The organism is Natrinema versiforme JCM 10478, assembly GCF_000337195.1.
In the GTDB taxonomy this organism is placed as follows: Archaea; Halobacteriota; Halobacteria; order Halobacteriales; family Natrialbaceae; genus Natrinema; species Natrinema versiforme.
Genome location: NZ_AOID01000026.1, coordinates 198,834 through 224,902 on the forward strand (window position 1 = coordinate 198,834; position 26,069 = coordinate 224,902).

28 protein-coding genes and 1 pseudogene are annotated in these 26,069 nt (G+C 65.8%); 18 read left to right on the forward strand and 11 right to left on the reverse strand.

Annotated features, from left to right (window positions below; translation table 11 throughout):
• Positions 1-6 precede the first annotated feature (6 nt).
• Positions 7-420: a hypothetical protein gene (locus C489_RS08700; protein ID WP_006430843.1), complete on the forward strand. Its 414-nt coding sequence runs from the start codon at positions 7-9 to the stop codon at positions 418-420.
• Positions 421-691: 271 nt separating this feature from the next.
• Complete coding sequence (gene thrS, locus C489_RS08705) at positions 692-2,641, forward strand: threonine--tRNA ligase (protein WP_006430844.1); 1,950 nt, start codon at positions 692-694, stop codon at positions 2,639-2,641.
• 9 nt (positions 2,642-2,650) lie between these two features.
• Here thrS and C489_RS08710 read toward each other — a convergent pair whose 3' ends face one another.
• Positions 2,651-3,265, reverse strand: a complete 615-nt coding sequence (locus tag C489_RS08710) for a methyltransferase family protein (protein ID WP_006430845.1) — start codon at positions 3,263-3,265, stop codon at positions 2,651-2,653.
• Between the two features lie 183 nt (positions 3,266-3,448).
• Here C489_RS08710 and C489_RS08715 point away from each other — a divergent pair, with 183 nt between their 5' ends.
• The 3 genes from C489_RS08715 to glmS all read left to right on the forward strand — a co-directional run bounded on the left by C489_RS08715 (position 3,449) and on the right by glmS (position 5,616).
• Positions 3,449-4,156 carry a helix-turn-helix domain-containing protein gene (locus tag C489_RS08715; protein WP_006430846.1) on the forward strand — a complete coding sequence of 236 codons (708 nt, stop codon included), beginning with the start codon at positions 3,449-3,451 and terminating at the stop codon, positions 4,154-4,156.
• A 102-nt stretch (positions 4,157-4,258) separates the two neighbouring features.
• On the forward strand, positions 4,259-4,969 hold the full coding sequence (locus tag C489_RS08720) for a phosphoribosyltransferase family protein (RefSeq protein ID WP_006430847.1): 711 nt from the start codon (positions 4,259-4,261) through the stop codon (positions 4,967-4,969).
• Positions 4,970-5,169: 200 nt separating this feature from the next.
• A complete protein-coding gene (gene glmS / locus C489_RS08725; RefSeq protein WP_006430848.1) occupies positions 5,170-5,616 on the forward strand; it encodes a methylaspartate mutase subunit S in 447 nt (148 codons plus the stop codon).
• A 137-nt stretch (positions 5,617-5,753) separates the two neighbouring features.
• Here glmS and C489_RS08730 read toward each other — a convergent pair whose 3' ends face one another.
• The 5 genes and pseudogenes from C489_RS08730 to C489_RS08745 all read right to left on the reverse strand — a co-directional run bounded on the left by C489_RS08730 (position 5,754) and on the right by C489_RS08745 (position 9,907).
• Positions 5,754-6,188 carry a universal stress protein gene (locus C489_RS08730; RefSeq protein WP_006430849.1) on the reverse strand — a complete coding sequence of 145 codons (435 nt, stop codon included), beginning with the start codon at positions 6,186-6,188 and terminating at the stop codon, positions 5,754-5,756.
• 58 nt (positions 6,189-6,246) lie between these two features.
• Positions 6,247-7,194, reverse strand: coding sequence for an alpha-ketoacid dehydrogenase subunit beta (locus C489_RS23030; protein WP_239642046.1), 948 nt, complete (start codon positions 7,192-7,194; stop codon positions 6,247-6,249).
• Between the two features lie 171 nt (positions 7,195-7,365).
• A pseudogene (pdhA, locus tag C489_RS23035) lies at positions 7,366-8,403 on the reverse strand (pyruvate dehydrogenase (acetyl-transferring) E1 component subunit alpha); the annotation flags it as partial.
• Between the two features lie 161 nt (positions 8,404-8,564).
• Positions 8,565-9,155, reverse strand: a complete 591-nt coding sequence (locus tag C489_RS08740; RefSeq protein WP_006430851.1) for a 50S ribosomal protein L15e — start codon at positions 9,153-9,155, stop codon at positions 8,565-8,567.
• A 221-nt stretch (positions 9,156-9,376) separates the two neighbouring features.
• A complete protein-coding gene (locus C489_RS08745; RefSeq protein WP_049890719.1) occupies positions 9,377-9,907 on the reverse strand; it encodes a hypothetical protein in 531 nt (176 codons plus the stop codon).
• 117 nt (positions 9,908-10,024) lie between these two features.
• Between C489_RS08745 and C489_RS08750 the strand changes: the two genes are divergently transcribed.
• The 4 genes from C489_RS08750 (at position 10,025) to C489_RS08765 (ending at position 14,275) form a co-directional block, all read left to right on the forward strand.
• Positions 10,025-10,906 (forward strand): helix-turn-helix transcriptional regulator, encoded by an 882-nt coding sequence (locus C489_RS08750; protein ID WP_006430853.1) that lies wholly within the window; start codon positions 10,025-10,027, stop codon positions 10,904-10,906.
• A 226-nt stretch (positions 10,907-11,132) separates the two neighbouring features.
• Positions 11,133-12,278, forward strand: coding sequence for an ABC transporter substrate-binding protein (locus tag C489_RS08755; protein WP_049890731.1), 1,146 nt, complete (start codon positions 11,133-11,135; stop codon positions 12,276-12,278).
• A 7-nt stretch (positions 12,279-12,285) separates the two neighbouring features.
• Entirely contained in the window at positions 12,286-13,404 is a 1,119-nt protein-coding gene (locus C489_RS08760) for a FecCD family ABC transporter permease (RefSeq protein ID WP_006430855.1), read from the forward strand.
• A 172-nt stretch (positions 13,405-13,576) separates the two neighbouring features.
• Positions 13,577-14,275 carry a YqjF family protein gene (locus C489_RS08765; protein ID WP_006430856.1) on the forward strand — a complete coding sequence of 233 codons (699 nt, stop codon included), beginning with the start codon at positions 13,577-13,579 and terminating at the stop codon, positions 14,273-14,275.
• Between the two features lie 245 nt (positions 14,276-14,520).
• Here C489_RS08765 and C489_RS08770 read toward each other — a convergent pair whose 3' ends face one another.
• The gene (locus C489_RS08770) at positions 14,521-15,429 is read right to left on the reverse strand and encodes a serine/threonine-protein kinase RIO2 (RefSeq protein WP_006430857.1); all 909 of its coding nucleotides are present in this window, start codon (positions 15,427-15,429) and stop codon (positions 14,521-14,523) included.
• 225 nt (positions 15,430-15,654) lie between these two features.
• Between C489_RS08770 and C489_RS08775 the strand changes: the two genes are divergently transcribed.
• The 3 genes from C489_RS08775 (at position 15,655) to C489_RS08785 (ending at position 18,316) form a co-directional block, all read left to right on the forward strand.
• Positions 15,655-16,491: a lipoate--protein ligase family protein gene (locus C489_RS08775; RefSeq protein WP_006430858.1), complete on the forward strand. Its 837-nt coding sequence runs from the start codon at positions 15,655-15,657 to the stop codon at positions 16,489-16,491.
• Between the two features lie 100 nt (positions 16,492-16,591).
• Positions 16,592-17,461 (forward strand): deoxyribonuclease IV, encoded by an 870-nt coding sequence (locus tag C489_RS08780; protein ID WP_006430859.1) that lies wholly within the window; start codon positions 16,592-16,594, stop codon positions 17,459-17,461.
• Between the two features lie 60 nt (positions 17,462-17,521).
• Entirely contained in the window at positions 17,522-18,316 is a 795-nt protein-coding gene (locus tag C489_RS08785; protein WP_006430860.1) for a class I SAM-dependent methyltransferase, read from the forward strand.
• A gap of 27 nt (positions 18,317-18,343) precedes the next feature.
• On the opposite strand, the gene C489_RS08790 is transcribed toward C489_RS08785, so the two are convergent.
• On the reverse strand, positions 18,344-18,592 hold the full coding sequence (locus C489_RS08790; RefSeq protein ID WP_006430861.1) for a PRC-barrel domain-containing protein: 249 nt from the start codon (positions 18,590-18,592) through the stop codon (positions 18,344-18,346).
• A 112-nt stretch (positions 18,593-18,704) separates the two neighbouring features.
• On the opposite strand from C489_RS08790, the gene C489_RS08795 reads away from it, so the two are divergent.
• The 3 genes from C489_RS08795 (at position 18,705) to C489_RS08805 (ending at position 21,550) form a co-directional block, all read left to right on the forward strand.
• Positions 18,705-19,685 (forward strand): ABC transporter ATP-binding protein, encoded by a 981-nt coding sequence (locus C489_RS08795; RefSeq protein WP_006430862.1) that lies wholly within the window; start codon positions 18,705-18,707, stop codon positions 19,683-19,685.
• Positions 19,678-20,466 carry an ABC transporter permease subunit gene (locus C489_RS08800; RefSeq protein ID WP_049890733.1) on the forward strand — a complete coding sequence of 263 codons (789 nt, stop codon included), beginning with the start codon at positions 19,678-19,680 and terminating at the stop codon, positions 20,464-20,466. Before C489_RS08795 ends, C489_RS08800 begins: the two co-directional genes overlap by 8 nt.
• A gap of 82 nt (positions 20,467-20,548) precedes the next feature.
• A complete protein-coding gene (locus tag C489_RS08805) occupies positions 20,549-21,550 on the forward strand; it encodes an arsenic resistance protein (RefSeq protein WP_049890735.1) in 1,002 nt (333 codons plus the stop codon).
• Between the two features lie 80 nt (positions 21,551-21,630).
• Here C489_RS08805 and C489_RS08810 read toward each other — a convergent pair whose 3' ends face one another.
• Positions 21,631-22,299 carry a helix-turn-helix domain-containing protein gene (locus tag C489_RS08810; protein ID WP_006430865.1) on the reverse strand — a complete coding sequence of 223 codons (669 nt, stop codon included), beginning with the start codon at positions 22,297-22,299 and terminating at the stop codon, positions 21,631-21,633.
• Positions 22,300-22,435: 136 nt separating this feature from the next.
• Here C489_RS08810 and C489_RS08815 point away from each other — a divergent pair, with 136 nt between their 5' ends.
• Entirely contained in the window at positions 22,436-22,810 is a 375-nt protein-coding gene (locus tag C489_RS08815; protein WP_049890720.1) for a DUF7344 domain-containing protein, read from the forward strand.
• Positions 22,811-22,823: 13 nt separating this feature from the next.
• On the opposite strand, the gene C489_RS08820 is transcribed toward C489_RS08815, so the two are convergent.
• Positions 22,824-23,522, reverse strand: a complete 699-nt coding sequence (locus tag C489_RS08820) for a DUF7095 family protein (RefSeq protein WP_006430867.1) — start codon at positions 23,520-23,522, stop codon at positions 22,824-22,826.
• Between the two features lie 115 nt (positions 23,523-23,637).
• On the opposite strand from C489_RS08820, the gene C489_RS08825 reads away from it, so the two are divergent.
• Complete coding sequence (locus tag C489_RS08825; protein ID WP_006430868.1) at positions 23,638-24,354, forward strand: alpha/beta fold hydrolase; 717 nt, start codon at positions 23,638-23,640, stop codon at positions 24,352-24,354.
• A 66-nt stretch (positions 24,355-24,420) separates the two neighbouring features.
• Positions 24,421-25,380, forward strand: a complete 960-nt coding sequence (ncsA, locus tag C489_RS08830; protein ID WP_006430869.1) for a tRNA 2-thiolation protein NcsA — start codon at positions 24,421-24,423, stop codon at positions 25,378-25,380.
• Positions 25,381-25,386: 6 nt separating this feature from the next.
• On the opposite strand, the gene C489_RS08835 is transcribed toward ncsA, so the two are convergent.
• The gene (locus C489_RS08835; RefSeq protein WP_006430870.1) at positions 25,387-25,803 is read right to left on the reverse strand and encodes a hypothetical protein; all 417 of its coding nucleotides are present in this window, start codon (positions 25,801-25,803) and stop codon (positions 25,387-25,389) included.
• Between the last annotated feature and the right edge of the window lie 266 nt (positions 25,804-26,069).

The following is a 26,069-nucleotide window of genomic DNA, read 5'->3' on the forward strand; positions in this document are numbered from 1 at the left end:
TCTCCCATGAGCAATACCGTCGACCCGATCGAAACCAGTGAGACGACCGTCGACGACGCGTTCGACGCGCTCGCGGACGGCTACCGACGGCGGTTGCTGGTCGAGTTGCTCGACCGCGACCGCAAACGCGTGCCGGCGCTGACCCGGCCCGACAGCGAGATCGCCGACGCCAACGAGGGCCTGCTCGCCGAGCGACTCTCGGGTTCCCACCCGATCCCGGGGACGGACGAGGCGCTGCTCCGGCAACGCCACGTTCACCTCCCGGAACTCGACGACTACGGCTTCGTCGAGTGGCGGCCCGCGGACGACCTCGTGACCACCGGCCCGCGGTTCGACGAACTCCGTCCCCTGCTCGAGTTCATCGCCGGTCGTCGGGACCTCGGCCCGCCGGCGAAGATCAGTGTGCCGGCCCGTCGCTGACGGCGTCGCTACCGGTCGGTCCCGCGAGACCCGCCCGACGGTGACATCTCCTGGTGTTCGAGTCGCAATCTTTATTCGCCACCCACGGGTAGCGGGTCCTATGGCGGTAGGTAACGCCGAAATCGATGAAGCGGATCGCAAACCCACGTCGGGATCGCCACTCCGCTTTACACGGGCGTTTGCCCGCTTCTAACACCTACCTACCCCCGTCTCGTCGCAGACACCGATCAGCGGCGTCTCCAGCACCACCCACGTCACACCTACACAACCAATGTCAGAATCAGACTCACAGGACGGAATAGCGGTCGTACTGCCCGACGGTTCGGAACTCGCGGTCGATGCCGACGCCACCGTCGAGGACTGCGCCTACGAGATCGGGCCCGGCCTCGGAAGCGACACCGTCGCCGGCAAACTCGACGGCGACCTCGTCGCCAAGGAGGAGCCGGTCTACGACGGTGCCGAACTCGAGATCATCACCGACGGCAGCGAGGAGTACCTCGAGGTCATGCGCCACTCGGCGGCGCACTGTCTCGCACAGGCGGTCGAACGGCTGTTCGACGAGGACGCGGTCAAACTCGCGATCGGCCCGCCGACGGACGAGGGCTTCTACTACGACTTCGACGACCTCGACGTCGACGAGGAGGACCTCGCCGACCTCGAGGACGAGATGGAGGCGATCATCGAGGCGGACTACGACATCGAGCGCGAAGTCGTCTCGATCGACGAGGCCGAGGAGCGCCTCGCCGATGAGCCGTACAAACTCGAACTGCTCGAGGAGTTCGCCGAGGACAACGACACCGTCACGTTCTACACGCAAGGCGAGTGGGAGGACCTCTGTGCCGGCCCGCACGTCGACTCGACGGGCGAAATCGGCGCGATCGAACTGCTCGAGATCGCGGGGGCCTACTGGCGCGGCGACGAGGAGAACACGATGCAGACCCGGATCTACGGGACCGCCTTCGAAGACGAGAGCGACCTCGAGGCGTTCTTAGAGCGCAAGCAGGAGGCCGAGAAGCGCGATCACCGCCGGATCGGCAACGAGATGGACCTCTTCTCGATTCAGGACGTGACCGGGCCCGGACTGCCGCTGTATCACCCCTCCGGGAAGACCGTCCTCTCGGAACTCGAGGACTTCGTCAAAGACCTCAACGAGGACGCGGGCTACGACTACGTCGAGACGCCCCACGTCTTCAAGACGGACCTCTGGCACCGGTCGGGCCACTACGAGAACTATCAGGACGACATGTTCATCTTCGACGTCGGCGACGACGAGTTCGGCCTGAAGCCAATGAACTGTCCCGGCCACGCCGCCATCTTCCAGGACCACTCGTGGAGCTATCGGGACCTCCCGATCCGCTACGCCGAGAACGGCAAGGTCTACCGCAAAGAGCAACGCGGCGAACTCTCCGGGCTCTCGCGAGTCTGGGCCTTCACGATCGACGACGGCCACCTGTTCATCCGGCCCGACCAGATCCGACAGGAGGTCGAGGAGATCATGGACATGATCACCGACGTCCTCGAGACGTTCGACCTCGAGTACGAGATGGCGCTTGCCACCCGGCCCGAGAAGTCGGTCGGCTCCGACGAGATCTGGGACCGCGCCGAGGAGCAACTCGAGAACGTCCTCGAGAACCGCGCCCACGACTACGAGGTCGAGGAAGGTGACGGCGCGTTCTACGGCCCGAAGATCGACTTCGCGTTCGAGGACGCCATCGGCCGCTCGTGGGACGGCCCCACCGTACAGCTGGACTTCAACATGCCCGAGCGGTTCGACCTGAACTACGTCGGCGAGGACAACGAGGAACACCGCCCGGTCATGATCCACCGCGCGCTCTACGGCAGCTACGAGCGGTTCTTCATGATGCTCATCGAGCACTACGAGGGCCGGTTCCCGCTCTGGCTCGCGCCCGAACAGGTCCGCGTGCTGCCGATCTCCGACGATAACCTCGGCTACGCCCACCGCGTAGCAAACGAGTTCGACGACTTCCGTGTCGAGGTCGACGGTCGCGACTCCACCCTCGAGCGGAAGATCCGCGCGGCCCACGACGACCGCGTGCCGTACCAGATCATCGTCGGCGACAACGAGGAGGACGACGGCAACATCTCCGTCCGGGACCGCTTCGAAGATCAGGAGTACGACGTCGAAATCGACGAGTTCCGCGCGCACCTCGAGAGCGAAATCGAGGAACAGCGGACCCAGCCGGACTTCCTGCAGGACTGACGTCGCCCCTCAGTCGCCGGCGACCGACCGATTTTCTGGTTCGGCGACGATTGCACGAATCGTTCGTACCCCGACGAACCGCGGGACCCGTTCGACGTAGCGCTCGTACTCCTCGCCGTACCGCTCGCGCAACCACGGCTCCTCGGCGAACGGTAACGAGAGCCACCAGCCGAGGTAGATCGCGCAGACGACGGCCACGGGCGCGGAGTTCGCCACCAGCGCGAACCCCACCGTCGCGACGATGTAGCCGACGTACTGGGGATTCCGCGAGTAGCGGTACCAGCCGCCGGTTCGCAGGTCGCCCGCGAGCCCCTTCGTCTCCTCGACGCCGAGGTCCAGCCCGGCCGCGATGGCGACGGCGTAGCCGGCCACGAACAGCACGGCACCCGCAGCCAGCGACGGGCCCCGCGGCAGGCCGAGGCCGTTCCAACTGAGATAGGTGAGCGCGAGAACGACGGCGTTGAGCGAGTGCGAGATCCCCCAGTGGGCGTAGTAGGTCCAGTCCCGTTCGCCCGGTGGCCAGTACTCGAGCAGGCCCAGCGCGCTGGCGACGATTCCCGTGAGGTTCGCGAGTGCGAGGCCGACGCCCGCGGCGAACACGGCACTCGTCAGCACAGCGGTCATCGGTGCATCACCGCCGTCTGCGACGGTGACTCGAGCAGTCGCAGGTGTCGTGGACCGACCATCGGCGGACGGAACGGATCGAGCGTCGTCATACGTCTCTCTCAGCCGGCGATTGATCTGTCGCTTCTCACGGACACACTAGGGTATTTATATGCGATCGGCTTAGTCTTCGACTCACCGCCGATGAAGTACCTCGATGTCCGGCTCCGCCAGCCCGACTGGATGCTCCATCCCATGCAGCGGTTCATCCGCGACGGAGATGCGGTCCGCTACGAGGAACTGCGTGCGTGGAATATCCTCGGGCCCGTCGGCGACTGCGAGTACGAACTGTTCTACGCCGAGGCCGACCGGGAGGCGTACATCGACGCCATCGAGGCCGTCGATTCGGTCCGCTGGTACGACCTGACGCCGATCGACAACGACTCGTTCTACGTCTACATCTGTCAGGAGACCCGCGAGGAGGACGTCCGCTGGCGGGACTCGTTCGCCGCGCTCGATCTCGTCATCGTGCCGCCCGTGATCTACGATTCCGAGGCCGCGTTCTACATGACGATCGTCGGCGCCGGCGACGACCTGCGGGCGATGCTCGCGGGGCTCCCCGACGAGATCGACGTTACCGTTCGCGCGATCGGGGAGTACGACCGCCGGCACGCGCCGCTGACTGGCGACCTGACCGACCGCCAACTCGAGGCGGTCGAAGCCGCCGTCGCCGCCGGCTACTACGAGGTCCCCCGCGAGGCGGGCGTCGAGGCCGTTGCCGAACGGCTGGGTTGTGCCTCGAGTACGGCCGCGACGCTCCTCCAGAAGGCACAGGCGCGGGTCATGCGTCGATTGGTCCGTCGCTACGGGCGGGAAGGGACGACCGGCGAGCGCGACGCACCCACCGGCTAACGAGGCGCGTACCGCTGGCTCGCTCGAGCGAGCCACGTTCGTGCTGATTCCGGATTCGAATCCGATCGTAATACCCATAGTTGCGGAATCGTGCATACTAGTATGAACAGAGCCGAGAAGGCGGCCCTCCAGCTACGGGCCGTCGACGTGTTGCGGATGTTAAAGGAGACGCGGACCTACGACGAACTCGCCGAAACGACGGGGCTTCCGGCGGGCGATCTCAACCGGTATGTCAACGGGCACGTCCTGCCCGGAACCGAGCGCGCCCGCGAGGTCGTCGACGACCTCGGCCGGGCGGCGTTGAGCGAGGAACTCGAGGCGCGGATCCGCGTCGACGACGAGGGCTATGTCGACAACAGCGCGACGGTCTTCGACCAGCCCTTCCTCGACCTGGCCGCGCCGGTGGTAGCGAACGGGTTCGACTTCGACCGGCCGGACGTCGTCCTCACCGCCGCGACGGACGGAATCACGCTCGCGGCCGCGCTCGCGAGCTACTACGGCGTCCGCTGTGCCTACGCGAAAAAGAGCAAGGAGACCGCCGTCGAGGAGTTCATCGAGGCCCGCCAGCGCCTGCAGTCGGGGATCGAACTCACCTACTATCTGCCTGCCTCCGCGATCGATCCCGGCGAATCGGTCCTCGTCGTCGACGACCTCATCCGTTCGGGCGAGACCCAGGAACTCCTCCTCGACATCGCTCACACCGCCGAGGCCGACGTCGCCGGGGTCTTCGCCCTCATCGCGGCCGGCGAGGACGGCATCCGACGCGCCCGCGACCACACCGACGCACCGGTCGGCGCACTCACGAGCGTCTGATCGGCTGCCCGTTCGACTCGAGCCATCTCCTCCGACGAAACGTCCGACTGACGATTCTCACCGAGAGTAAACAGGTGTTTATCGACCGCCGTAGACGCCAAAATTCGTCATATATTCGCAGGACGGAAACCGTGTGAACCATTACCAAATTATTAATCATTAGGTTTATGGTGCTCCCCGCGGTTTGTGGTGGTACGCACATGACTGAGACAGTCATCCTCGGCGTGATCGGGTCCGACGCACACGTCGTCGGGATCACCATCCTCGAACAGGCGCTGGAGGCAGCCGGATTCGACGTCGTCAACCTGGGGGTCCAGAGCTCCCAGGAGGAGTTCGTCGAAGCCGCGTCCGCCAACGACGCCGAGGCTGTACTCGTCTCATCGCTCTACGGACACGCCAAACAGGACTGCGAGGGCTTCCACCAGCGGATCGCCGACTCCGACCTCGAGGTCACGACCTATATCGGCGGCAACCTCGCCGTCGGACAGGACGACTTCGAGCAGACCCGGAAGACGTTCCGGGAGATGGGATTCGATCGGGTCTTCGACTCCGAGACCGATCCCGAGGAGGCGATCGAGGCCCTGAAAGCCGACCTCGACGTCCGCCCGCCCGAGAGCGAACGGGAAGGCCGGACCGTCTCGGTCTGATCGATTTCGGCTCCGTTTTTCCGCGGCGCGTCACTCGACCGCCCAGCGACTGCTGTTCTGTTTTTCCGTCTCCAAAAAACGCGAGCGTATAATCGAACTGGGCCACGGCGATTGCGTCGCCGCCGGCGACCGGCCGTCTACCGAACGATCGTCACCGGAACCGGCGAGCGGCGGGCGATCGTCTCCGCGACGCTGCCCAGCAGGATCCGGCTCGCGCCCGTCCGCCCGTGGCTGCCGACGACGATGTGGTCGACGCCGTTCTCGGCGGCATAATCGACGATCGACCGCGAGACGCCGCCGACGACGTGTTCCGTCTCGAGGTCGACGCCGTGTTCGGCCGCCTGTTCGCGCGCCGTCTCGAGGATCTCCTCGGCCCGCTCCTCGTGGCGGCCCTGTATCTCGTCGTAGTTGGCCATCGCGGTTCCCTCGACGCCGCTGACCGCGTAGAACTCGCCCGGATCGAGGGCGTAGATCGCGGTGATCGTCGCCTCCGGATACTCCGTACATGCGAACTCGAGCGCCTCGGTCGACTGTTTCGAGTCGTCGACCGCGACGAGAACGTGTCGTGCCATACACACCACTTCACTGGCCGATGAAATAAGTCCACCTCCGACTCCGAGCCGGCGGGAGCTACGCGGCGAGCACCCGCTCGATCGCCGCCCGAATCCGGTTCCGGTCCGGCCGATAGGCGTCCTCGCGGGCCGGGAGGGGAACGGGAACGTCGTACCCAGTCACCCGCTCGATGGGTGCTTCGATGTACCAGACCGCCTCGTCCGAGATGCGAGCCGCGATTTCGCCGGCGAACCCGCCCGTTCGCGGGGCCTCGTGGACGACGACACACCGGCCGGTCTTCCGGACCGACTCGAGGACGGTCTCGGTGTCCATCGGGCTGATCGTCCGCAGGTCGATCACCTCGATATCGGCCGCGAGATCGTCGACCGCGTCCTCGACCTCGGGGACCATCGCGCCCCACGCGACGACGGTGGCGTCGGTCCCCGAGTCAACCACGCGCGCCTCGCCTAGTGGGACGACCGTCTCCTCGGGGACCGGTCGGCGGGCCGCCCGGTAGAGCATCATCGGCTCGAGGAAGAGGACCGGATCGGGGCTCCGCACGGCCGATCGGAGCAGCCCGGCCGCATCTCGGGCGGTCGAGGGAATTGCGACTTTCAGCCCGGGAATGTGGGCGTAGCCCGCCTCGTAGCTCTCGGAGTGGTGCTCGAGGGCCGAGACACCGAGCCCGTAGGGGGCGCGGATCACCATCGGGCAGGTAATTTCGCCGCGCGATCGAGCGCGCATCCGCGAGAGGTGCTGGTGGATCTGGTCGAACGCCTGAAAGGTGAACCCGGCGAACTGGATCTCGGCGACCGGCCGATACCCCGCCGCCGAGAGTCCGACGCCGAGGCCGACGATGCCCGCCTCCGCGACTGGCGCGTCGTGGACCCGTCCCGGGAAGGCGTCGAGGAGTCCCTGTGTCGCCCGGAAGACGCCGCCGTCGACGCCGACGTCCTGCCCGTAGACGAGCACATCGTCGTCCCGCTCGAGTTCGGCGTGCAGGGTCTCCCGGATCGCCTCGACCATGTTCAGCCGGTCGGCACTCTCGAGGTCCGCGTCGGTGAGGTCGTCGGCACTGCCGGACCCGTCCGCGTCGCCGGCATCCACGTCGGCCGTCGAGGACCCGCCGTCGCTGCGCTGACTCCCCGTCGCGGGTGCGACCGTATACCCCTCGTCCGCGACGAACGCCTCGCGCTGGCGCTCGAGATAGGGCGGTCGCTCCGCGTACGCGGTATCGAACATGTCGACTGGGTCGGCGTTCGCCTCGGTCTCCCGGGCGCGCTCGAGGGCCGCCTCGAGATCGGTTTCGATCCCGGCCTCGATCGAGTCGATCGTCTCGTCGTCGAGCACGCCGCGCTCGCGGAGGTAGCGCTCGAACCGCAAGATCGGGTCCAGCGGCTCCCACTCTTCTTCTTCCTCGGTCGTGCGGTAGACGGAGGGATCGTCCGCGGTGGTGTGCATCTCCCGCCGGTACGTGGTCGCCTCGATCAGCGTCGGAACGCCGCGGCGAGCGCGCTCTTTGGCCTCCTTCGTGACCGCGTAGACGCCGAGAATATCGTTGCCGTCGACCTGAATCGGCTCGATGCCCGCGGCGACGGCCTTCTGGGCGAGCGTCGCCGCCCGGGTCTGTTTCTCGAGCGGCGTCGAGATCGCGTACTGGTTGTTCTGGCAGAAAAAGACCGTCTGGGCCTCGTAGACGCCGGCCAGATTCATCGCCTCGTACACCTCGCCCTCGCTGGTCGCGCCGTCCCCGAAGTAGGTAAGCGCGACGGATTCGGTGTCGTTCATCGACTCCGCCCAGCCGATCCCCGCAGCGTGGAGCGGCTGGGTTCCGACGGCGATCGACGGCGGCATGATCGGCACGTCCGCGGGCGGCTCACCGCCCTCCTCGAGGCCCATCGCGTACTCGATGATCGGCTGTGCGGAACCGCCGCGGGCCAGCGCCGAGGGATGCTCGCGGAACGCGGGGACCGTCCAGTCGGTCTCGCTCAGGGCCGCGGTGCTGCCGACCTGTGCGGCCTCCTGTCCAGTTGCGGGCGCGAACGTCCCCAGTTCACCCCGCCGCTGGAGCGCGATGATCCGTCGGTCGAGTCGCCGCGACCGCTTCATCGTCCGATACCACTCGAGCAGCCGCTCGTCGTCGATATCGGGCTCGAGGGACTCGTCGACGCGGCCGTCTTCGTCGAGTATCTCGACGCGATCGACCGAGAACGTGGCGACCTCGGAGCGTGGCATACGGACGGTACCACGCTCGCACACTTAGTGCCCGTCTCGGCGATAGCGCGTCGGGGGCGGGTCGACGTCGGCCGCGGCGCTTCGGTAACTCGCGGCGCAGTCGCTCTGCCTCGAGTCGGCCCGCAGAAAATCGGCGTGAAATCCGGTCGCGGTGACCCGCGTTACTTCGCGCGGCCCTGGCCGCCGTTGTTGGACGGTCGGACCTTCTCCGCGCCCTTGCCGCGGTTGTTCAGACCGCGGTTTGCCTTGCCGGCGTTGGTGAGACCACGGAACGCACGGTTCGTGTGGTCGTCGTCGCAGATCCAGTTGAGGTCGTCGTCGTTCTCGATCGCGGGGTGGTTCGGGTCGACGAGGATCGCTTCGAACCACTTCTGCGAGCCGTCTTCTCCGACCCAGTAACTGTTGAGCACCCGCATGTTGGGGTACTTTCGGGAGACGCGCTCCTCACCGATGCGCTGGATGTTCTTGCGCCGCCCGATGCGGTTGACACCCTGGCGCTTCGAGCGCCGACCGGCTTTGTGTCGCTGCTTCCGGGCGGTCCCTTTCCGGACCGAGACCCGGGTCACGACGATGCCCTGCTTGGCCTTGTAGCCGAGTTCGCGTGCCTTGTCGAGACGCGTCGGGCGATCGATCCGCACGATCGCACCCTGGTCGCGCCACTCCTGCTTTCGCTGCCACTGCAGTTCCCCGAGCTTGCCGTCGTCGGGGTCCTTCCATGCGTCCTTGATGTGGGAATAGAAGCTTTCTGCCATTGTATTCTCCGCGGGCGTTTGCTGGTTCAATCCCGACCGGGGCCGAGCCCCGCGGATCACATCCCGACCTGTGGCGGCGGTGCCGTACAGGTGCCCGCTGATGCCCGCGAACCAGCGAGTCTACTCACCCTTCCCAACTCTCGAGTATAAGGGCTTCGAACTCCGTGAGACGCCGTGCTAGCTGTTCCCGATGGGGTCGCTCGACCGCGGCTGACTGCTGGTCACCGCACCGCGACAAAATCGCGCACGCTGCCGGGCGTCACTCCGTTGATCGTCGCGAAGACGGACCCCAGGACCAGCCCGTAGACGAGGTGGCCGAGACCGAACAAGAGCGCGCTGACCAGTTCCGCCGCGGGTCCCGCGATCGGGAGGAACGGCAGCGGTAACGCCGCCACGCCGGCCCCCTCCATCGCCAGCGGGAACAGGACGCCGCCGGCGAAGAGCCCGAGGACCGCACCGAAGACGAGCCCCAGGACGACGTAGTCGCTGAACTCGCCCACCAGTTGCTGGACCGCCCGCCGCGAGGCCAGGGCGGCGAACAGCAGTCCGAACGCGATACTGATCAGCAGGTGGATCGCCCAGCCGACGCCGACCGCCGTCCCGGGCTCCGCTGCGAGTCCGCCCAACAACTCGATCTGGTTGCCGCCGAGGTGGAGGACTAGTCCCATGGCGATTCCGGCGATCAGTCCACCGGTGATACCACCGCCCCAGACGCCGACGCCGTCGAGTCTATGTGTGGCATTCCCAACCATGTTTGTGGCTACGGGAACGATCGTGTTCAAGGCGACCATCCCTCGAGAGCCCTGACCGTCTCCGAAGCAAACGACACACTTTAGGCCAGCCTAAACAAGGGCCGATACCAAGTGACGATGACGAGCGAGAACGCAAGTGCGGGAGCACTACAGCAGGTGGGGGACGAGCCGATGGCCGATGCCATCGAGGGAGCGGCGTTTCTCGCGCGATCAGCGCACAGAGTTCGCGTGTTGGAACTCCTCTCGAGCGGACCGCGGACACGTGAGACTCTGCTATCGGGGACCGACGTGACGCGTGTCACGCTCAGCCGGATCCTCGGCGACCTGACCGACCGCGGCTGGATCGAACGCGATCACGCCGACGACCGGTACGCGATCACGGACACGGGCGCAGCCGTGTACGACGACTTCGAGCGACTGCTCGAGACGATCACCGTCGGACAGCGCTGTCCCGAGGTGCTCGACGCGCTCCCGACCGAGTGGTTCGGCTTCGAACTCCGCTGTCTGGCCGACTGCGATACCGTCGCGACCGACAGCGCCGATCCCCTGTCCGGAATGCGGGTCATCGCGAACGCCGTCGGCCGCGCCACAACCGTCCGAGCGGCCGTCAGTTCCTTTGCGAGTCTGCCGATGTACACCCACGCCGAGTCGGTCCGCGCCGGGGACGCCGCCGAGGCCGAGGTCGTCTTCGACAGGGACGCGACCGCGGTCAACGTGGAGGACCCGGACCTCGTCGACCGGTGGCGGGCGATCGAGGCCGAGAGCGCGCGGCCGGTGTACTACAGCGCCGACGAGCGATTCCCCTGTAACGTCGACATCATCGACGGCGAGCGAGTCTTCCTCTCGGTCACCGACGAGAACGGCGGGTTCCGCGTCGTCGAGAGCACGCATCCCGCCGTCGTCGACTGGGCCGAGGCCCTGTTCCGCGAGAAACGAACCGCGGCAGTGCCGCTCGAGCAGTATCGCTCCGGTGTCGAACCGGTCGATTCCCACGCCTGAGACGCGTCGGTGTCGTCGCTCCGGCCGCTGTACGCCATCTCACCGTCTCGTCGTCTCGCTTCTCGTTCTCGCCGCCGTTGTCGTTCTTTCGCTGATCGAATTACACCAGTGGACGCGTCCGTCTCGCGTCTTTTCGTTCCCGTGGTACACACTACGTTACGCGTAACACGGCGTGTAACATCGAACGCGGGAAATCACTAAGGTATTCTTAGGCATGCCTAAAAACATGCCACAGAGACGGACGGTGCTCGCGAGCGGCGCGAGCCTCGTCGCGGCGACGGTTGCAGGGTGTACTGGGGATCCGACTACCGATGCAGACGAGTCCGAGAACGCGGCCGTCGATCCATACACCGTGACAGTCGAACCGAACGGCAGCTACACGTTCGAGTCGATACCGGAGACCTATGCGGCCATTCCGAGCGTCTGGCTCGACATCGGGATGGCGTTCGGAATCGAACCCGACGCGGTCGCGAGTTTCGACCGCGCGCCGCTGAAGTACTACGACCTGCTGCCCGATGTCTCCCTCGATCAGGACGCGGTCACGCTGCTCGCGGGCGACGCCGAGGAGGGCTACGACAAGGAGAACTTCTACACCGCGGACGTCGACGTTCACCTCATCGATCCGCAGGCACTGAAGTTCTACGCCAACTGGAGCGACGACGATATCGCGGAGATCGAGGACGCCGCCGGACCGTTCCTCGGGACGACGATCCGCTTCCAGTCGGATTCGCTCACTGGCGGCGAGGAACCGGCCTACGACCTCTACGGCGCGTTTGAGAAAGCCGCGGCGATTTTCCAGCGCCAAGCGCAGTTCGAGGCGTGGCAGTCCTTTTACGACGACTTCATCGAAGGCATTCAGCAGAACCTGCCGCCCGAGGACGAGCGGCCGTCGGTCGCCGCAATTTGGCGCGGGGTCAACCCCGACTCCGGGGAGTTCCGCATCGCCGAGATCAATGCGGCCGCGAACAACACCAGAACCTACCGGGAACTCGGGCTCCGAGACGACTTCGAGGGCCGCGTCCCCGACGGGCCGATCGGCTACGAGGAACTCCTCGACGTCGATCCCGACTACATCGGCGCTGTCGGCGGCCTCACGTCGCTCACCCACGAGGAGTTCGTCTCGACGGTCGTCGAACCGTTCGAGAACGATACGAACGGACAGAAGCTGAGCGCGGTCCAGAACGGGAACGTCGTCCGAACCGGCGGCCAGTACATGGGACCGATCGTCGACCTCTATTCGACGGAGGCGCTCGCAAAGCAGGTCTTCCCGGACCGGTTCGGCGAGTGGCCGGGCGCGGTCAGCGACGTGCCCGAGGACGAACGGCTCTTCGACCGAGAGGAGCTTGCGGATCTCATCAACGGGGAGTTCTAGCCGGGCGATGGCGGGCTCCTCGGCGACTCGAGAGAAGGGGGCAGAGACGGACGACTGGGCCGTCTCGTGGGTCGATTCGAGACTGGTCTCGTTGATCCTCGGTAGCCTCGGCGTGCTCCTCGCTGCGACGCTCCTGCAGGTGAGCTTCGGCGCGTACCCGCTGACGCTGAGCGAGGCGTGGCGGACCGTGTTCGATCCGCAGGTGATCTTTCACGTCGGAGTCTGGCGGGCGTTCCTCCTCGGCGGTGAGATCCCGGACTGGCTCACGGCCCAGCAACTCATCGTCTGGAATATCCGTCTGCCACGGATCCTCGTGGGGATCCTGGTCGGTGCGAACCTCGCGATTTCGGGTGCGATATTCCAGATTGTCACTCGAAACGAACTCGCCAGTCCCTACATCCTCGGCATCAGCGACGGCGCTGGACTCGTCGTCTTGCTGACCCTGACGATGTTCTCGGGGCTGGTGTCGTGGCTCCCGGTGCTCGCGGCCGCCGGTGGGGCCTTCGCTTTCCTCCTCGTCTACGCTATCGCGTGGAAGAACGGGACCAGCCCGATCCGGCTCGTCCTCGCCGGCGTCATCGTCGGCTCCGTGTTCGGCTCCGTCCAGCGCGCCCTGTTCTTCTTCATCGACGATCTGGGGATCGCGATGGCGGCCCAGACGTGGCTGTCGGGGTCGCTGCTGGGAACCGACTGGGAACAGGTCCGCATCGCGCTTCCGTTTACGATCCTCGCGCTCGTGTTGGCGCTTGCCGTCACGCGACAGCTCGATATCCTCCTGCTGGGGGAGAAGACCGCCCGATCGCTTGGGATGTCCGTCGAGCGAGTCCGGTTTCTCGTCGCCGGCATCGCGATCCTGTCGACGGCCGCCGCGATCGCCGTCGCCGGCCTCGTCAGCTTCGTCGGGCTGATCGTGCCCCACATGGTTCGGAACATCGTCGGCGGAGACACGAAGCGGCTCCTCGTCGGCTGTCTGTTCGTCGGCCCCGCGTTGCTGGTCGGCGCTGACGTGGGCGCGCGCCTCGCGCTGAACCCCGTCCAGCTCCCCGTCGGAATCATCACCGGTCTCATCGGCGGCCCGTACTTCCTCTACCTGATGCGAAAACAGGAGAACATGGGCGAGATCTAGGTTTCCGGCCTCGAGCGACCCCTGATCTCGCGGTCCGCTCGCAGTCCTTTCCGCCCAATCTGTCATCCGGTGACTGACCACTGTGAAAGCACTCGAGCCCCACCGAGGAGTCTTACCAGTTCACGAACCGCGGAACGGAAACGGGTATCAGCCGAGTGAACAATAGGGCCGTATGGTACTCCCGCTGGAAATGGGGTGGCGGAACTTGCTGTTCGAGAACTGGCCGGTCGATGCGGACCTGCTCGATGCACACCTCCCCGACCGACTCGCCGTCGACGAACACGACGGCTTCGGGTGGCTCTCGGTCGTCCCCTTTACCAACGTCGCGCTTCGCCCGCGAGGGTTCCCCTCGCGGCTGGGCGTCCCGCTGCCCGAACTCAACCTCCGGACGTACGTCACCTGCGACGGCGAGCCGGGGGTCTACTTCTTCAGCCTCGATGCGGCGGGAGTAGCGAGCGTGATCGGCGCGCGTTGCTTCCAGCACCTCCCGTACTACTACGCGCGGATTTCGCTCGCCCGAACCGAGGACGGCTGCGTGGACTTCTCGAGTCGGCGACGCCATCCCGGCGCGCGACCCGCGGCCTACGACGCCACGTACGGCCCTGCGGGGGAGCCGTTCACGGCGACGGACGACCCGCTGGCTCGGTTCCTCCTCGAGCGATATCGATTCTACACCGAGGCACCCGACGGTTCGCTGCGATACACCGAGGTCGACCACGAGCCGTGGACGCTCTACCCGGCAACCGCCGACGTCGAAACGAACACGCTACTTACCGCGAACGGATTTCGACTACCCGACACGGACCCGATCTACTACTACAGCCCGGGCGTGGACATCGTTGCCGGACGGAGTAAGCGCTGGAAGCGCTGACGTGGGAGACGGATCGGTTGCTGTGCCACGGTGAGTCAGTTCTCGAGCGTGCAGCGCTCCCTCTGATTTGATATCGCGATATTTGATTTATGTTGGCGCAGACGGCGCGTTGACCGAATCAGCGAACGAGTCGCGAGCGCGTCGCTCTCGAGCGATCACAAGCGGTACTCGAGCCGGGAAACCGAGAAACAGAGAGAATCGAGGCCGTTCGAACGTCACCCGTTGTCTCCGATCCGCAAAGAGGCCTACAGGTGGGTCTCGATCGATTCGAAGGATTCGTCCTCGATGGCGTCGGCAATATCGTCGCTTGCGAGTTCGTCGGGCACGTGCTGGGGGTACTTTCGGCGGAAATAGCCCACGATATTCGTCAGATCGCGCCGCAGGAACTCCGCTGCGTTCTCGTGGTCCGTCGGCACGGCTTGGGGCCAGTCGAAGACTTTGACACCGTCTTCGTTGACGAAAACGTTGTACTCGCTCATGTCGGCGTGGACGTACCCCTTCGCGTACGCGCGCGACATTTCATTCAGCAGCAACTCGAGGACGCCGAGTACCTGCTCGTCCTCGAGTCGGGTTTGGGACAGCTCGACGCCGTCCATCTTCTCCATGACGATGGCGTGGCGGTTCTGGCCGATCGGCTGGGGGACCGCCACGTCGGGGTAGAGCTCCTCCAAGATATCGTGTTCGCGCTCGGCGGCCTTCCGGGCGGTGTACATCCACGACACGTGATCGTTCTCGGATGTGTAATCCCGCTCTTTGTGGATCTTCCGGAAGTTCGTATACCCCTCGCGGTGATATTTCAGCGCGAGCGGTTTGTACGACTTGACCTCGTAGACGTCGCTTTCCTTGCCGACGCCCAGCGGCGAGCCGAACTCGGAGATCGTATCCTGTTCGACGAGCGCCCGCAACGCGAGGACGTCGTAGCCCTCGAACTGCAGCGTATAGCCCTCGTACTGGATCGTCTTCTTCTCGACTAACCCGCGCTTGAGACAGCGCTCGAGCCGATAGTCGACTTCCTCCTCGGTCAGATTGGCGAACTTCGGGAGCTTCTCCCGCTGGACCCACTCGGAGAACCGCATCCCCTGTTCGACCCCCGAGAGGAGATAGAAGTCCTCGTCCTCGAGTTCCGGGAGCAACCCGGCGACGTTTCGCACCATAGGAGGGGGTAGCCGGCGGGTACGTAAAAACGGCGTGACGAGCGGCCACCGGTAGTGTCGGTGCCGTTCGGCGGGCTGGATTCCGAATTCACGACCAGCACATGGTAGTGGGGCCGGCTCGAGTCGAGTTTCGTGGGTATTTGGTCGTCCGTAAATCTGATAGTGCTATACGAAACGTCCCCCATCGTCGGAATCACTTTCCACCTCGTCCGCGTGGCGTCTCGTATGACGGCACTGGCCGAACGGGACTGGCGGCTGATCCGGGACGAGCCCCGCGACGGAGCGACGCAGATGGCCCTCGAGGAGATCGCGGCGCGGACGGCCCTCGAGAACGGGATTCGAACGGTTCGAACCTACTCGTGGGAGCCGAGTACGCTCTCGCTGGGGTATCGACAGGACGCCGAGACCGTCGACTGGGGGTTCTGCGAGCGGGAGGGGATCGACGTCACCCGCCGACAGACCGGCGGCGGTGGCATCTATCACGACCGGTTCGCCGACATCTCCTATACGATCGTGGCTCCCGCCGGCGAGGTCCCGGGGAACCTGATGGACTGTTACGAACTGTTCTGCGAGCCGATTCTCGAGGCCTTCGACCGAATGGGCGTCGACGCCGCCTTCGCGTCGGCCGAACAGGACGCCATCTACCAGCCCTCGTGCTATCTGCGGGATATCAACCCGGCACACGACATCGTCGCACCGGTGGACGCGGATGACGAGGCGAAAAAGATCAGCGGGAACGCCCAATACCGCCAGCGCGACGTGGTCATCCAGCACGGCTCGATCAGTTACGCCCTCGAGCCCCGGAAACACGTCGGCGTGTTCGACACTGAACTCGAGGAATCGACCTTCACCGACCGAGTGACGAGCATCCGCGACGAGGCGGGTATCGATCGGGACGACGCGGTCGCGGCGATCGGGAATTCATTACGGGACTGGTGTGACGCCGCGGAATCGACGTGGGAGGACGACGAACTCGAGGCCGCACGGGACCTCGCCGACCGAAAGTTCGGTGCCGACGGGTGGGTTCGGAATCGGGAGGTGATCGAAACCGAGACGCAGTGACTTTCTGCGATCGGTCGCCGTCTCGTGCTCGCTCGAAAACCACCCTCTCCAGCCGATTCGCTCCGAAGTACCTATCACGAACCGGTACTGACGAGTGGCCATGAAGGTCGGTGCACACGTTTCGATCTCCGGTTCGCGCGTCTCGTCCGACGAGGAAACCCCGCCGTACGACGATCTCCGCAACGCGGTCCACCGCCAACTCGCCTTCGGCGGCAACTGCGGGCAGATCTTCACCACTTCGCCGCAGGTCTGGCAACAGCCCGAAATCGGCGACGAGGCCGCCGCGGGCTTCCGAGAGGAGACCGACGAAGAGCTTGAGGGTCCGTGGGTCATCCACTCGTCGTATCTCGTCAATCTCTGTACGCCGAAAGACGACCTCCGCCGGAAGTCCATGGAGAGCATGCAGGCGGAACTCGACGCCGCCGACCGACTCGGGATTCCGTACGTCAACGTCCACCTCGGGGCCCACACCGGCGCGGGCGTCGAGGGCGGCCTCGACAACGCCGCGAGCGTCATCGATGACCTCGAGGTCCCCGAGGACGTGACGATTCTCATCGAGTCCGACGCGGGTAGCGGAACGAAACTCGGCGGCGAGTTCGAACACCTCGCGGGGATCATCGACCGCACCGAGACGGATATCGGCATCTGTATCGACACCGCCCATACGCTCGTCGCGGGCAACGACCTCACGACGCCCGAGGCGGTCGACGAGACCGTCGGCCGGTTCGACGACGAGGTCGGACTGGAGTACCTCGAGTACATCCACCTCAACGACTCGAAACACGACGTGGGTACCCACAAGGACGAACACGCCCACGTCGGCGAGGGCTACATCGGCGAGGACGGCATGCAAGCGATCGTGAACCACCCCGATCTGCGTGAGCTGCCCTTCGCCCTCGAGACGCCGACCGAGGACGGCCGCGGCTTCGCGTGGAACATCGAGAAGGTCCGAGAACTGCGGGACGAGTAACCCGTCTCGAGCGCTCGAGAAACCGACCCGTTTTTACTCGACATCGCCGTAGGACGGCCCGTGCGCGAGTTCTCCGAATCCTACCTGAGCCGGACCCGAGAGGGAATGTGGGCCGATTCCCGGGTGGCCCTCGAGCCGCTCGCCCTCGAGTCCCGCGACCGGACTCTCGACGTGGGCTGTGGCACCGGCGAGCTGAGTCGCGTCCTCGCGGCGGAGTCGCCGGGCGAGGTGATCGGCTGCGACGCCGATGCCGACCTGCTCGCGGCCGCGAGCGAGCACGTGCCGGTCGTCGCCGGCGACGCCGTTCAGTTGCCGTTCCCCGACGACGCGTTCGACCTCGTCGTCTGTCAGGCTCTATTGATCAATCTGCCCGAGCCCGCAGCGGCGCTGGCCGAGTTCGCACGTGTCTCGAGCGATCTCGTCGCGGCCGTCGAACCCGACAACGCCGCCGTCGAGGTCGATTCGAGCGTCGACACTGAAGACGACCTCGAGCGGCGGGCGCGGCGGGCCTACCTCGACGGCGTGCAGACGGACGTGTCACTCGGGGCCGACGCCCGCGAGGCGTTCGAGGAAGCGGGACTCGAAGTGTGTGACACGCGCCGGTACGACCACGTTCGGACGGTCGAGCCGCCCTACGGCGAGCCGGCGCTGGTCGCGGCCCGCCGCAAGGCAACCGGGGCGGGGTTGGCCGACGACCGCGAGACGATGCTCTCGGGGGCGTTGACCGAGGCGGAGTACGACGACCTCCGCGGGTCGTGGCGGGAGATGGGGCGGACCGTCATCGACCAGATGGAATCGGGGGAGTACCGCCGCGAGGAGGCGGTTCCGTTCTTCGTGACCGTCGGGCAAGCGTGACGGTCCACGCTCGCCCGCCGCACGCGTTCACTCGGCGGCCTGAACGACGATTTGATCGTTTACGGCCTCGACGCGGCTGACGGGGATCTGGAGCCGGCCATCGTCGCCGCCTCGAGGGACGTCCGCTGCCGAAGTCTGTCCGCGAGCATCGACGACGAGGTCACGGAGCGCACCGGAGTCGGGGTCCATCGTGACTGTAGAGAGCGTGCCGAAGTCAGTGCCGTCGATTCCGACGACGGGCTTTCCGCCGAGGGTTCGTGCCAGTATCTCGCTCATACGTCCCCGGGCCACGTCCTGTAATAAATGATTTTGGTCATACGGGCTGTCAGGACCCCACTCTACCCCGTCGGACCCCCACAGCAATGATGTCACGTCTCCAATAGCACGTATGGCCGCGATCGAACTCGAGGGGCTCACGAAGGACTACGGGGAGGGAGTCGCCAACGACGGCGTCACGTTCGACGTCGAGCGCGGCGAGATCTTCGGCTACCTCGGCCCGAACGGCGCTGGCAAGACGACGACGATCAGAACAGTGCTCGGGTTCATCTCGCCGACCGCCGGCTCGGCGCGGCTGCTGGGCCGCGACGTGACCGACGAGGAGCAACTACTCGAGGCCAAGCGCCGAATCGGCTACCTTCCGGACAGCCCGGCGTTCGACGAGACGGCGACCGGGCAGGAAATCCTCGACCTGCACGGCTCGATCAAGGGCGACGAGCGAAGCGCCGAACTGCTCGAGCTGTTCGATCCGCCGCTGGACCGCGAAATACGGGCGTATTCGCGGGGGAACGTCCAGAAATTGGGGCTCGTGACGACGTTCATGCACGATCCCGAGCTGGTGATCCTCGACGAGCCCACCAGCGGACTGGATCCGTTGCTCCAGCAGCGATTCACGGAGTTTCTCCGGGCCGAACGGGAGCGCGGGCTGACCGTGTTTTTCTCCTCGCACATCCTGAGCGAGGTGCGAAAGCTGTGCGATCGCGTCGGCATCATCCGGAACGGACGGCTGGTCACGGTCGAACCGGTCGAATCCCTGCTGGACAGGAGCGGCAAACTCGTCCGGTTGCACGCCGCGGAGTCGATCCCGGTGCAGTCCCTCGAGATCGACGGCGTCCACGACCTCGAGACCGATTCCGAGAGCGCCTCGAGCGGCGGGACCGAGCACGTGTTCACGTTCACCGGCGACGTCAACGCGCTGCTCGAGGTGCTTCGGTCCTACCAACTGCTCGATCTCTCGATCGAGGAAGCCCCGCTCGAGGACGTGTTCATGCGCTTCTACGGCGGCGACGGCGCGGCCGATGGATCGGACGGAGGTGACCGCGTGGCCGCCGGTGCCACTGCGACGGACGACGGTGGTGACGACGATGTTTGAACTGACGCGGTACGATGGCCGGCATCGGGTCCGTGGCAGTCTCTATCTCTCGATCGGGCTCTCACTGCTAGCCGCGATGGTCATCTGGGTCTATCCCTCGTTCGAGGCCGAGGTCGATCTGGAGCAACTGCTGGCGGCCTATCCCGAGCCGATTCTGCAGGTGATGGGTGTCCAGACGATGGCGAGTCTGGGCGGGTTCCTCTCGTTCGAACTCTACACGTTCGGGTGGATCATCCTGCTGGGGCTGTATCTGGCCTACGCTACGGCGGGAACGATCGCCGACGACGTCGACCGCCGACGGATGGACGTGCTGCTGGCGATGCCGATCTCCCGGAGGCGGCTGGTCGGCGAGCGATTCGCCGCGATGGCGGTCCCGATCGTCGGCGCGAACGTCCTGCCGCCGATCGTCGTCTACGTCGGCGCGCGACTGATCGACCACCCCCTCGCCGCGACGGACGTGCTCGCGGTCCACCTCCTCTCGATTCCCTACCTCTTCGCCTGTGCGGGAATCGGCTTGCTCGCGTCCGTCGTTTTCGACCGCGCGGCGATCGCCCAGCGGGTCGCGCTCGGCGTCACGTTCGCGCTCTTTCTCTCCGAGTCGCTCCTGACCGGCACCGACGCCGAACCCGTCGGCGCGATCGCCCCGATGCGGTACTACGATCCGAACGCGGTCCTGCTCGAGGGGAGCTACGACCTCGTCGGTGCGGGCGTCCTCGTCGCCATGACTGTTGCCCTCCTGATCGCGGCCCAACTCTGGTTCCGCCGGCGCGACATTGCCTGAGGTCGCCGTTTCGACGCTCGCCCACGGCTGGTGGTGCTGAGAGACCGCGCCCCATTTACGGGTCTCGCACCAACGTCCGATGATGCCTTCTAAAGAGTGGGTCCAGCGCCATCAGATCGCCGTTTACGCGGTCTCGGTCCTGCTCGCCGTCGGTATCGGTCTGGCGCGGCCGGCGGCCGCGCCGGCCTTCGAGCGGCTCATCACCCCCGTTCTGGCGGTGCTCCTGTACGTGACCTTCCTCGAGATTCCCTTCGGTCGGTTCCGCGCGGCGTTTACGAACGGCCGGTTCATGGCCGGCGCACTCGGGCTGAACTTCCTCGTCGTTCCGATCGTCGTTTACGGGCTCACTCGGGTTCTCCCGCAGGAACCCGTTCTCCTCGTCGGCGCGTTCATGGTGTTGCTAACGCCCTGTATCGACTACGTCATCCCGTTTACCGACCTCGCCGACGGCGACGCCGAACAGCTCACCGCCGCGACGCCGGCGTTGTTGGTCCTCCAGTTGCTTCTCCTCCCGGGCTACCTCTGGCTGTTCATGGGGAGTCGGATCGCCGCCGCCGTCGATCCGGAACCGTTCCTCGAGGCGTTTCTCCTGCTCATCGCGCTGCCACTGACGCTCGCGTGGCTCACCGAACAGGGAGCGACGCGGTCGGCGACCGGACGCCGGTGGCAGGCGGCGATGGGGTGGCTTCCCGTCCCGATGATGGGCGCGACCCTGCTGGTCGTGATCGCCTCGCAATTGCCTCGCGTTCAGGACTCGATCGGGCGGATCGCGGCGGTCGTCCCGGTCTACGTCGCGTTTCTGGTCGTCATGCCCTTAGTGGGTCGGGTGGCGGCCGGCCTTCTCCGACTGAATACCGGCGAGAGCCGCGCGCTCGTCTTTACGTCCGTGACGCGGAACTCGCTGGTCGTGCTCCCGCTAGCGCTGGCGCTCCCGGCGGGTTACGAGCTGGCACCGGCGGTCGTCGTCACGCAGACGCTGGTGGAACTGACCGGGATGGTCATTCTCACGCGAGTCGTCCCCGCGTGGCTGGTCCCAGACACTCCGCAGCCAATCTCGACCGTCGACATCGCCGAGAACGAGTAACCGGAGCCCGCGTCACCGCGGCCGGTCAGCCAGCGGCGATACGCGGCGAGCCGACCGTACCGCAGTCACTCGCGGCCAGTCTACGGCGACTGATCGGCGGGATAGACCGTGCTCTCGATGAGTGTTTTCACGCCGCGGCGAAACCGTTCCGAGGTCGCGTTCGGCGAGATCTCGAGCCGGTCGCCGAGTTCCGCGAGCGAGCACGACCGTGGAATGTCGAGGTAGCCGGCGTCGACGGCGGCGACGAGCGCTTCGCGCTGGTACTCCGTCACGCCGAACTCCGAACGCGCCCCCGGCTCGTCGACGCTCCGTCCTTTCTCGTACAGCTTCCGCAGTTCGACCTCCAGATCGTGGTCCGTGAAGAAGGCGTAAAACCGCTCGAGGGCCTCGTCGTCGGGAAAGGCGACGCGAAAGCGCCACCCCTCGCTCGTCGCGGTCACCTCCTGTAAGACGCCGCCCTCTTCGACCACGAGCGGGTACACGCTCGCTCGGTGCCCGTCAGGCGTCAACTCGAGTTGGTAGAGGCGGCGGTCGCCGAACTCGACCACGCGGACGGGAGCGGTAACGGTCGGATCGACCTCGAGGCCGGCGTCGAACGCCGCGAACTCGTCGCCGTCGACCCAGACGAGCAGTTGGTGGTCGCCGTCTTCCGTCAGATCGGACTGCTCCCACGTGACCGTCACGTCTGGTGCGCGAGACAGCGTTTCGCGGAGAATAGGATATTCGATCAGCAGCGTAGCGAGTAGCATAGTGGCGAGTACCGCCGGTTGGCTTCGGCGTGATTTCTCGGTTTCGGCTCCGACAGGCACGGCGGGCCAGTGACGGATAAAGGGCGTGAATACTTCCGCCCCGGACCTTTCCGATCGATCCGTGCATTGAGTAGTAATGACCGATCGGCACGCGGACAGGGGCGGGGACGGAGAGCGACAGTCAATAGATCTGTGGTTTGCCGCGTTGAGCGACCCGCGTCGGCGGTCCGTCTGTCGATACGCGATGCGGACGGACGGCGACCGCGTCGCACACGAGGACCTCGTCGACCACGTCGTCACACGAGCGCCGGAGGCGGATTCGACCGGCCCCGATCGGGAACGCGTCGAGACGGAACTGCGCCACGTCCACCTGCCGAAACTGGACGACGCGGGGTTGGTCGACTACGACCGACAGAGCGGCGTCGTCCACATCGACCGCGAGACGACCGTGGAGCGCCTCGAGCGCGTTCGTGCGATAGTCGCGGATCTACAGGACGCCGGGAACCCGTGAGCCGGTCGACCGCTCAGACGACGTCGCCGCGAACCGTCACGCCGTCCTGTCGCTCGCGCCACGAGTGGAGTTCTCGAGCCGCCGCGTCGGCCTCGTCGTCGTCCATGCCGAGCATCTCGAGGGCGGCCGACAGCGTCGGCAGCGCTAGGTCACTCTCCCGGAGCTTCCGGAACGCGTCGTCGCTTCTGGTGCCGTCGGCCCACAGACAGACCCCGCGCGGATCGAGCAACTGGGTGTAATCCTCGCGGAGTTGCGCGCCGCGCAGTCGCTGCGTGACGTTATCCTCGAAGGAGGCGTTACAGACCTCGAGGTGGATCGGTTCGTCGTCCCCGAGGAGGTGTGCGGCGAGACACTGCTCGGGCGCGGCGTGGCCGTTCGCGTTGGCGCGAAGGTAGTCCGGGTGTTCGCGGGCCCAGTCGTCCCGCACCGATTTCCCGACGCCCTCGATGCCGTGGGACTCCCGGAACCGGGCGTTCGGGTCCCGTGTATCCGACTCGGTTCCGTCGGTGCTCGCGGCCGCCGGCTCGCTGTCGTCGCGCAGTAGCACGTCCTTGGTCACGTAGATGTCCAGTCGCTCGACGGGGTCGAGGCCGAGCGCGATGTCGCCGAGGGCCCAGACTTCGCGGACGGGCACCGGCATCCGATCGTCCTCGACGGTGTCGACGAATCGCTCGAGGCGATCGACCGCGTCACTGCGGTCAAAGCCAGTCATGGATCGTCCTTAGGTGTCGACGCGCAAAGCCGTTTCTCAGTGCCGGCCCGGACGGAGTCTCGATCGGGTTGTCGAGAGATCAGGTTTTTTACCCGTTCCCGGTGAACGCAAGCCTATGCGACATCGGATCTTCAACGAGGACGGCGACGCGGAACTCGTCTTCGTCATGGGCTGGGGCAACCGCTGGACCCACGAGAATGTCAGCTGGCTCATCGGGCAGTTGACCGAGGCCGACTACCGGGTCCATGCCTTCGAGCTCCCCACGAACATCGACGATTTCAAAGCCGACTGGCTTGAGCCGGTCGCCGAGTACGTCCGCGACCTCGAGGGCTACCAACTGCTGGGCCACAGCGCGGGCGCGCTCGTGGCACAGGCCCTCGACGGCGCGGACAACCACGTCTACCTGAGTCCGTGGTGGGGGTACGGCGAGGGGTTCCCGGAGCCGGTGTTAGCCGCAGTGTCGAAGCTCCCGACGACGTTCCCGTGTCTGCCGATCGACATCGATCGGGAGGCGCTGGGCGAAAGAGCGACCGACCATCAGATCGAGACGACCCCGTCGTGGGTCTCGCCGGCCTTCGTCCGGGAAACCCGCCGCGCACAGGACGAACTGCTGACGATCGACCACGACGCCGTCGTCTTCTGCTCGCTGCGCGATCCCGTTGTCGGCCTCCGCCCGATCGGCGAACGGGTCCCCGCCGAACACGTCGTCCTCTACAACGGCGGCCACGAACTGTTCTCCTCCCGCAGTCGCGAGCGGTACGTCGACCTCCTGCTCGAGGCACTCGAGGACGGGTCCGACGCCGTCGAAGAGCGCTCGGCGGTGCCGGTCTGAGTCAGATCGGTCCGTCGTCTCCGCCAGACGAAACCGTGATTGGCGGCGACCGACAACGGACCCCTAATGGACTGTAACCGCTGCGATCAGGAGGCGGTCATGCACGCCGCCTACTCCGGGGCACACCTTTGTGAGGACCACTTCCGCGAGTCGGTCGAAAAGCGGGTGCGCCGTCGGGTCCGACGGGACGATCTCGTCCCCCACGACGCGACCCCCGAGAACCCCCAGACGTGGGTGATCGGGCTCTCCGGCGGCAAGGACAGCGTCGTCCTCACGCAGGTCCTCCACGACACGTTCGCCGAGGACCCCCGCATCGAACTCGTCGGGCTGACGATTCACGAGGGGATCGAGGGCTACCGCGACAAATCGGTCGACGCCTGCGTCGAACTCAGCGAGGACCTTGATATCCGCCACGAACTCGTCAGTTACGAAGACGAATTCGGCGTTCGAATGGACGACGTGGTCGAGGACGACCCCGAAAACATGGCTCCCTGTGCGTACTGTGGCGTCTTCCGCCGGGACCTGCTCTCGGAGTATGCCGACGAACTCGAGGCCGATCTCCTGCTTACGGGCCACAACTTAGACGACGAGGCCCAGACCGCGCTCATGAACATCCTCGAGGGCGATGTCGAACAGATGGCGAAACACTTCGACGCCAGCCTCGGCTCGCTGTCGGACCGCGAGGAACAGGACGAGTTCGTCCCGCGCGCGAAGCCGCTGCGGGACGTTCCGGAAAAAGAGATCGCGCTATATGCCCACATCAACGACCTCCCCGCACACATCACCGAGTGTCCCCACGCCAGCGAGGCCTACCGCGGCGAGATCCAGCAGCTCCTCTACGACCTCGAGGAGAACCACCCCGGCACTCGCCACTCGATCCTCTCGGGCTACGAGGAACTGGCCGATATCGCGGCCGAAAAGTACGCCGGCGACGACGGTGCCGACCTGCAGGAGTGCGTCGAGTGCGGTTCGACGACCACTCGAGAGGTCTGTCGGAAGTGCTCGCTGCTCGAGTCGCTGGCCTGACGACCGTCACGAGAGCGCCGCGTCGCAGTGTTTGCACGTCGTTCGGTCCGGCTCGTTCGGCGCACCGCAGGCAGCACAGTTCGTCGTGCCGGTCTGACCAGGGGCGCTCGAGTCGGCAGCGTTCTCAGTGTCTCCCTCGGAGTCGATCGACTCGCCGCAGTTCGGACAGTACCGAACCGATGGGACCACACGGTCTCCGCCCTCGCCGTCACCGCTGGCACTCTCGAGTTCGATCGTCGCGCCGCAGTCGGGACAGTACCCAGTCTCGGTGTGCGTTCGGTCGGTCTCCCTCGCTCGTTTGCGGTGGACCTGTATGACACCGACGGCGAGCAACGTTCCGACCACCAGCCAGCCGATCGGTCCCATCGCGATGAACCCCAGAAGCAGCAGACACGCGCCGACGAGAAGCGCGACGGGCTTCAAGACGGGTTCGAGCGATATACTGTCTCCTCAATGAATAGGTCGATGAAACCCTTTCTCTCGGGTTCGCTGTGTCCGACACACATCTCGTCACACGGTTGTATACGGCTGTAAACGACTGTCTCAGACGTAGCGACGCCACCCAGTCAGGCCGGTAGATTGGCGGTCGCTCGAGACGGACCGCGCTGTGACGAGTGATTGGTCTCGGAAGAATTGAACTGCGAGAAACCGCGACCGACGAAACCGAGCGGGCACGAAGGTGGTGTGTC

Bases quoted from the DNA above. Each gene is read 5' to 3' on its own strand.
- C489_RS08700 (WP_006430843.1), top strand. From the start codon at position 7: ATGAGCAATACCGTCGACCCGATCGAAACCAGTGAGACGACCGTCGAC.
- thrS (WP_006430844.1), top strand. From the start codon at position 692: ATGTCAGAATCAGACTCACAGGACGGAATAGCGGTCGTACTGCCCGAC.
- C489_RS08710 (WP_006430845.1), bottom strand. From the start codon at position 3,265: ATGACCGCTGTGCTGACGAGTGCCGTGTTCGCCGCGGGCGTCGGCCTC.
- C489_RS08715 (WP_006430846.1), top strand. From the start codon at position 3,449: ATGAAGTACCTCGATGTCCGGCTCCGCCAGCCCGACTGGATGCTCCAT.
- C489_RS08720 (WP_006430847.1), top strand. From the start codon at position 4,259: ATGAACAGAGCCGAGAAGGCGGCCCTCCAGCTACGGGCCGTCGACGTG.
- glmS (WP_006430848.1), top strand. From the start codon at position 5,170: ATGACTGAGACAGTCATCCTCGGCGTGATCGGGTCCGACGCACACGTC.
- C489_RS08730 (WP_006430849.1), bottom strand. From the start codon at position 6,188: ATGGCACGACACGTTCTCGTCGCGGTCGACGACTCGAAACAGTCGACC.
- C489_RS23030 (WP_239642046.1), bottom strand. From the start codon at position 7,194: ATGGTCGAGGCGATCCGGGAGACCCTGCACGCCGAACTCGAGCGGGAC.
- C489_RS08740 (WP_006430851.1), bottom strand. From the start codon at position 9,155: ATGGCAGAAAGCTTCTATTCCCACATCAAGGACGCATGGAAGGACCCC.
- C489_RS08745 (WP_049890719.1), bottom strand. From the start codon at position 9,907: ATGGTTGGGAATGCCACACATAGACTCGACGGCGTCGGCGTCTGGGGC.
- C489_RS08750 (WP_006430853.1), top strand. From the start codon at position 10,025: ATGACGAGCGAGAACGCAAGTGCGGGAGCACTACAGCAGGTGGGGGAC.
- C489_RS08755 (WP_049890731.1), top strand. From the start codon at position 11,133: ATGCCACAGAGACGGACGGTGCTCGCGAGCGGCGCGAGCCTCGTCGCG.
- C489_RS08760 (WP_006430855.1), top strand. From the start codon at position 12,286: ATGGCGGGCTCCTCGGCGACTCGAGAGAAGGGGGCAGAGACGGACGAC.
- C489_RS08765 (WP_006430856.1), top strand. From the start codon at position 13,577: ATGGTACTCCCGCTGGAAATGGGGTGGCGGAACTTGCTGTTCGAGAAC.
- C489_RS08770 (WP_006430857.1), bottom strand. From the start codon at position 15,429: ATGGTGCGAAACGTCGCCGGGTTGCTCCCGGAACTCGAGGACGAGGAC.
- C489_RS08775 (WP_006430858.1), top strand. From the start codon at position 15,655: ATGACGGCACTGGCCGAACGGGACTGGCGGCTGATCCGGGACGAGCCC.
- C489_RS08780 (WP_006430859.1), top strand. From the start codon at position 16,592: ATGAAGGTCGGTGCACACGTTTCGATCTCCGGTTCGCGCGTCTCGTCC.
- C489_RS08790 (WP_006430861.1), bottom strand. From the start codon at position 18,592: ATGAGCGAGATACTGGCACGAACCCTCGGCGGAAAGCCCGTCGTCGGA.
- C489_RS08795 (WP_006430862.1), top strand. From the start codon at position 18,705: ATGGCCGCGATCGAACTCGAGGGGCTCACGAAGGACTACGGGGAGGGA.
- C489_RS08800 (WP_049890733.1), top strand. From the start codon at position 19,678: ATGTTTGAACTGACGCGGTACGATGGCCGGCATCGGGTCCGTGGCAGT.
- C489_RS08805 (WP_049890735.1), top strand. From the start codon at position 20,549: ATGCCTTCTAAAGAGTGGGTCCAGCGCCATCAGATCGCCGTTTACGCG.
- C489_RS08810 (WP_006430865.1), bottom strand. From the start codon at position 22,299: ATGCTACTCGCTACGCTGCTGATCGAATATCCTATTCTCCGCGAAACG.
- C489_RS08815 (WP_049890720.1), top strand. From the start codon at position 22,436: ATGACCGATCGGCACGCGGACAGGGGCGGGGACGGAGAGCGACAGTCA.
- C489_RS08820 (WP_006430867.1), bottom strand. From the start codon at position 23,522: ATGACTGGCTTTGACCGCAGTGACGCGGTCGATCGCCTCGAGCGATTC.
- C489_RS08825 (WP_006430868.1), top strand. From the start codon at position 23,638: ATGCGACATCGGATCTTCAACGAGGACGGCGACGCGGAACTCGTCTTC.
- ncsA (WP_006430869.1), top strand. From the start codon at position 24,421: ATGGACTGTAACCGCTGCGATCAGGAGGCGGTCATGCACGCCGCCTAC.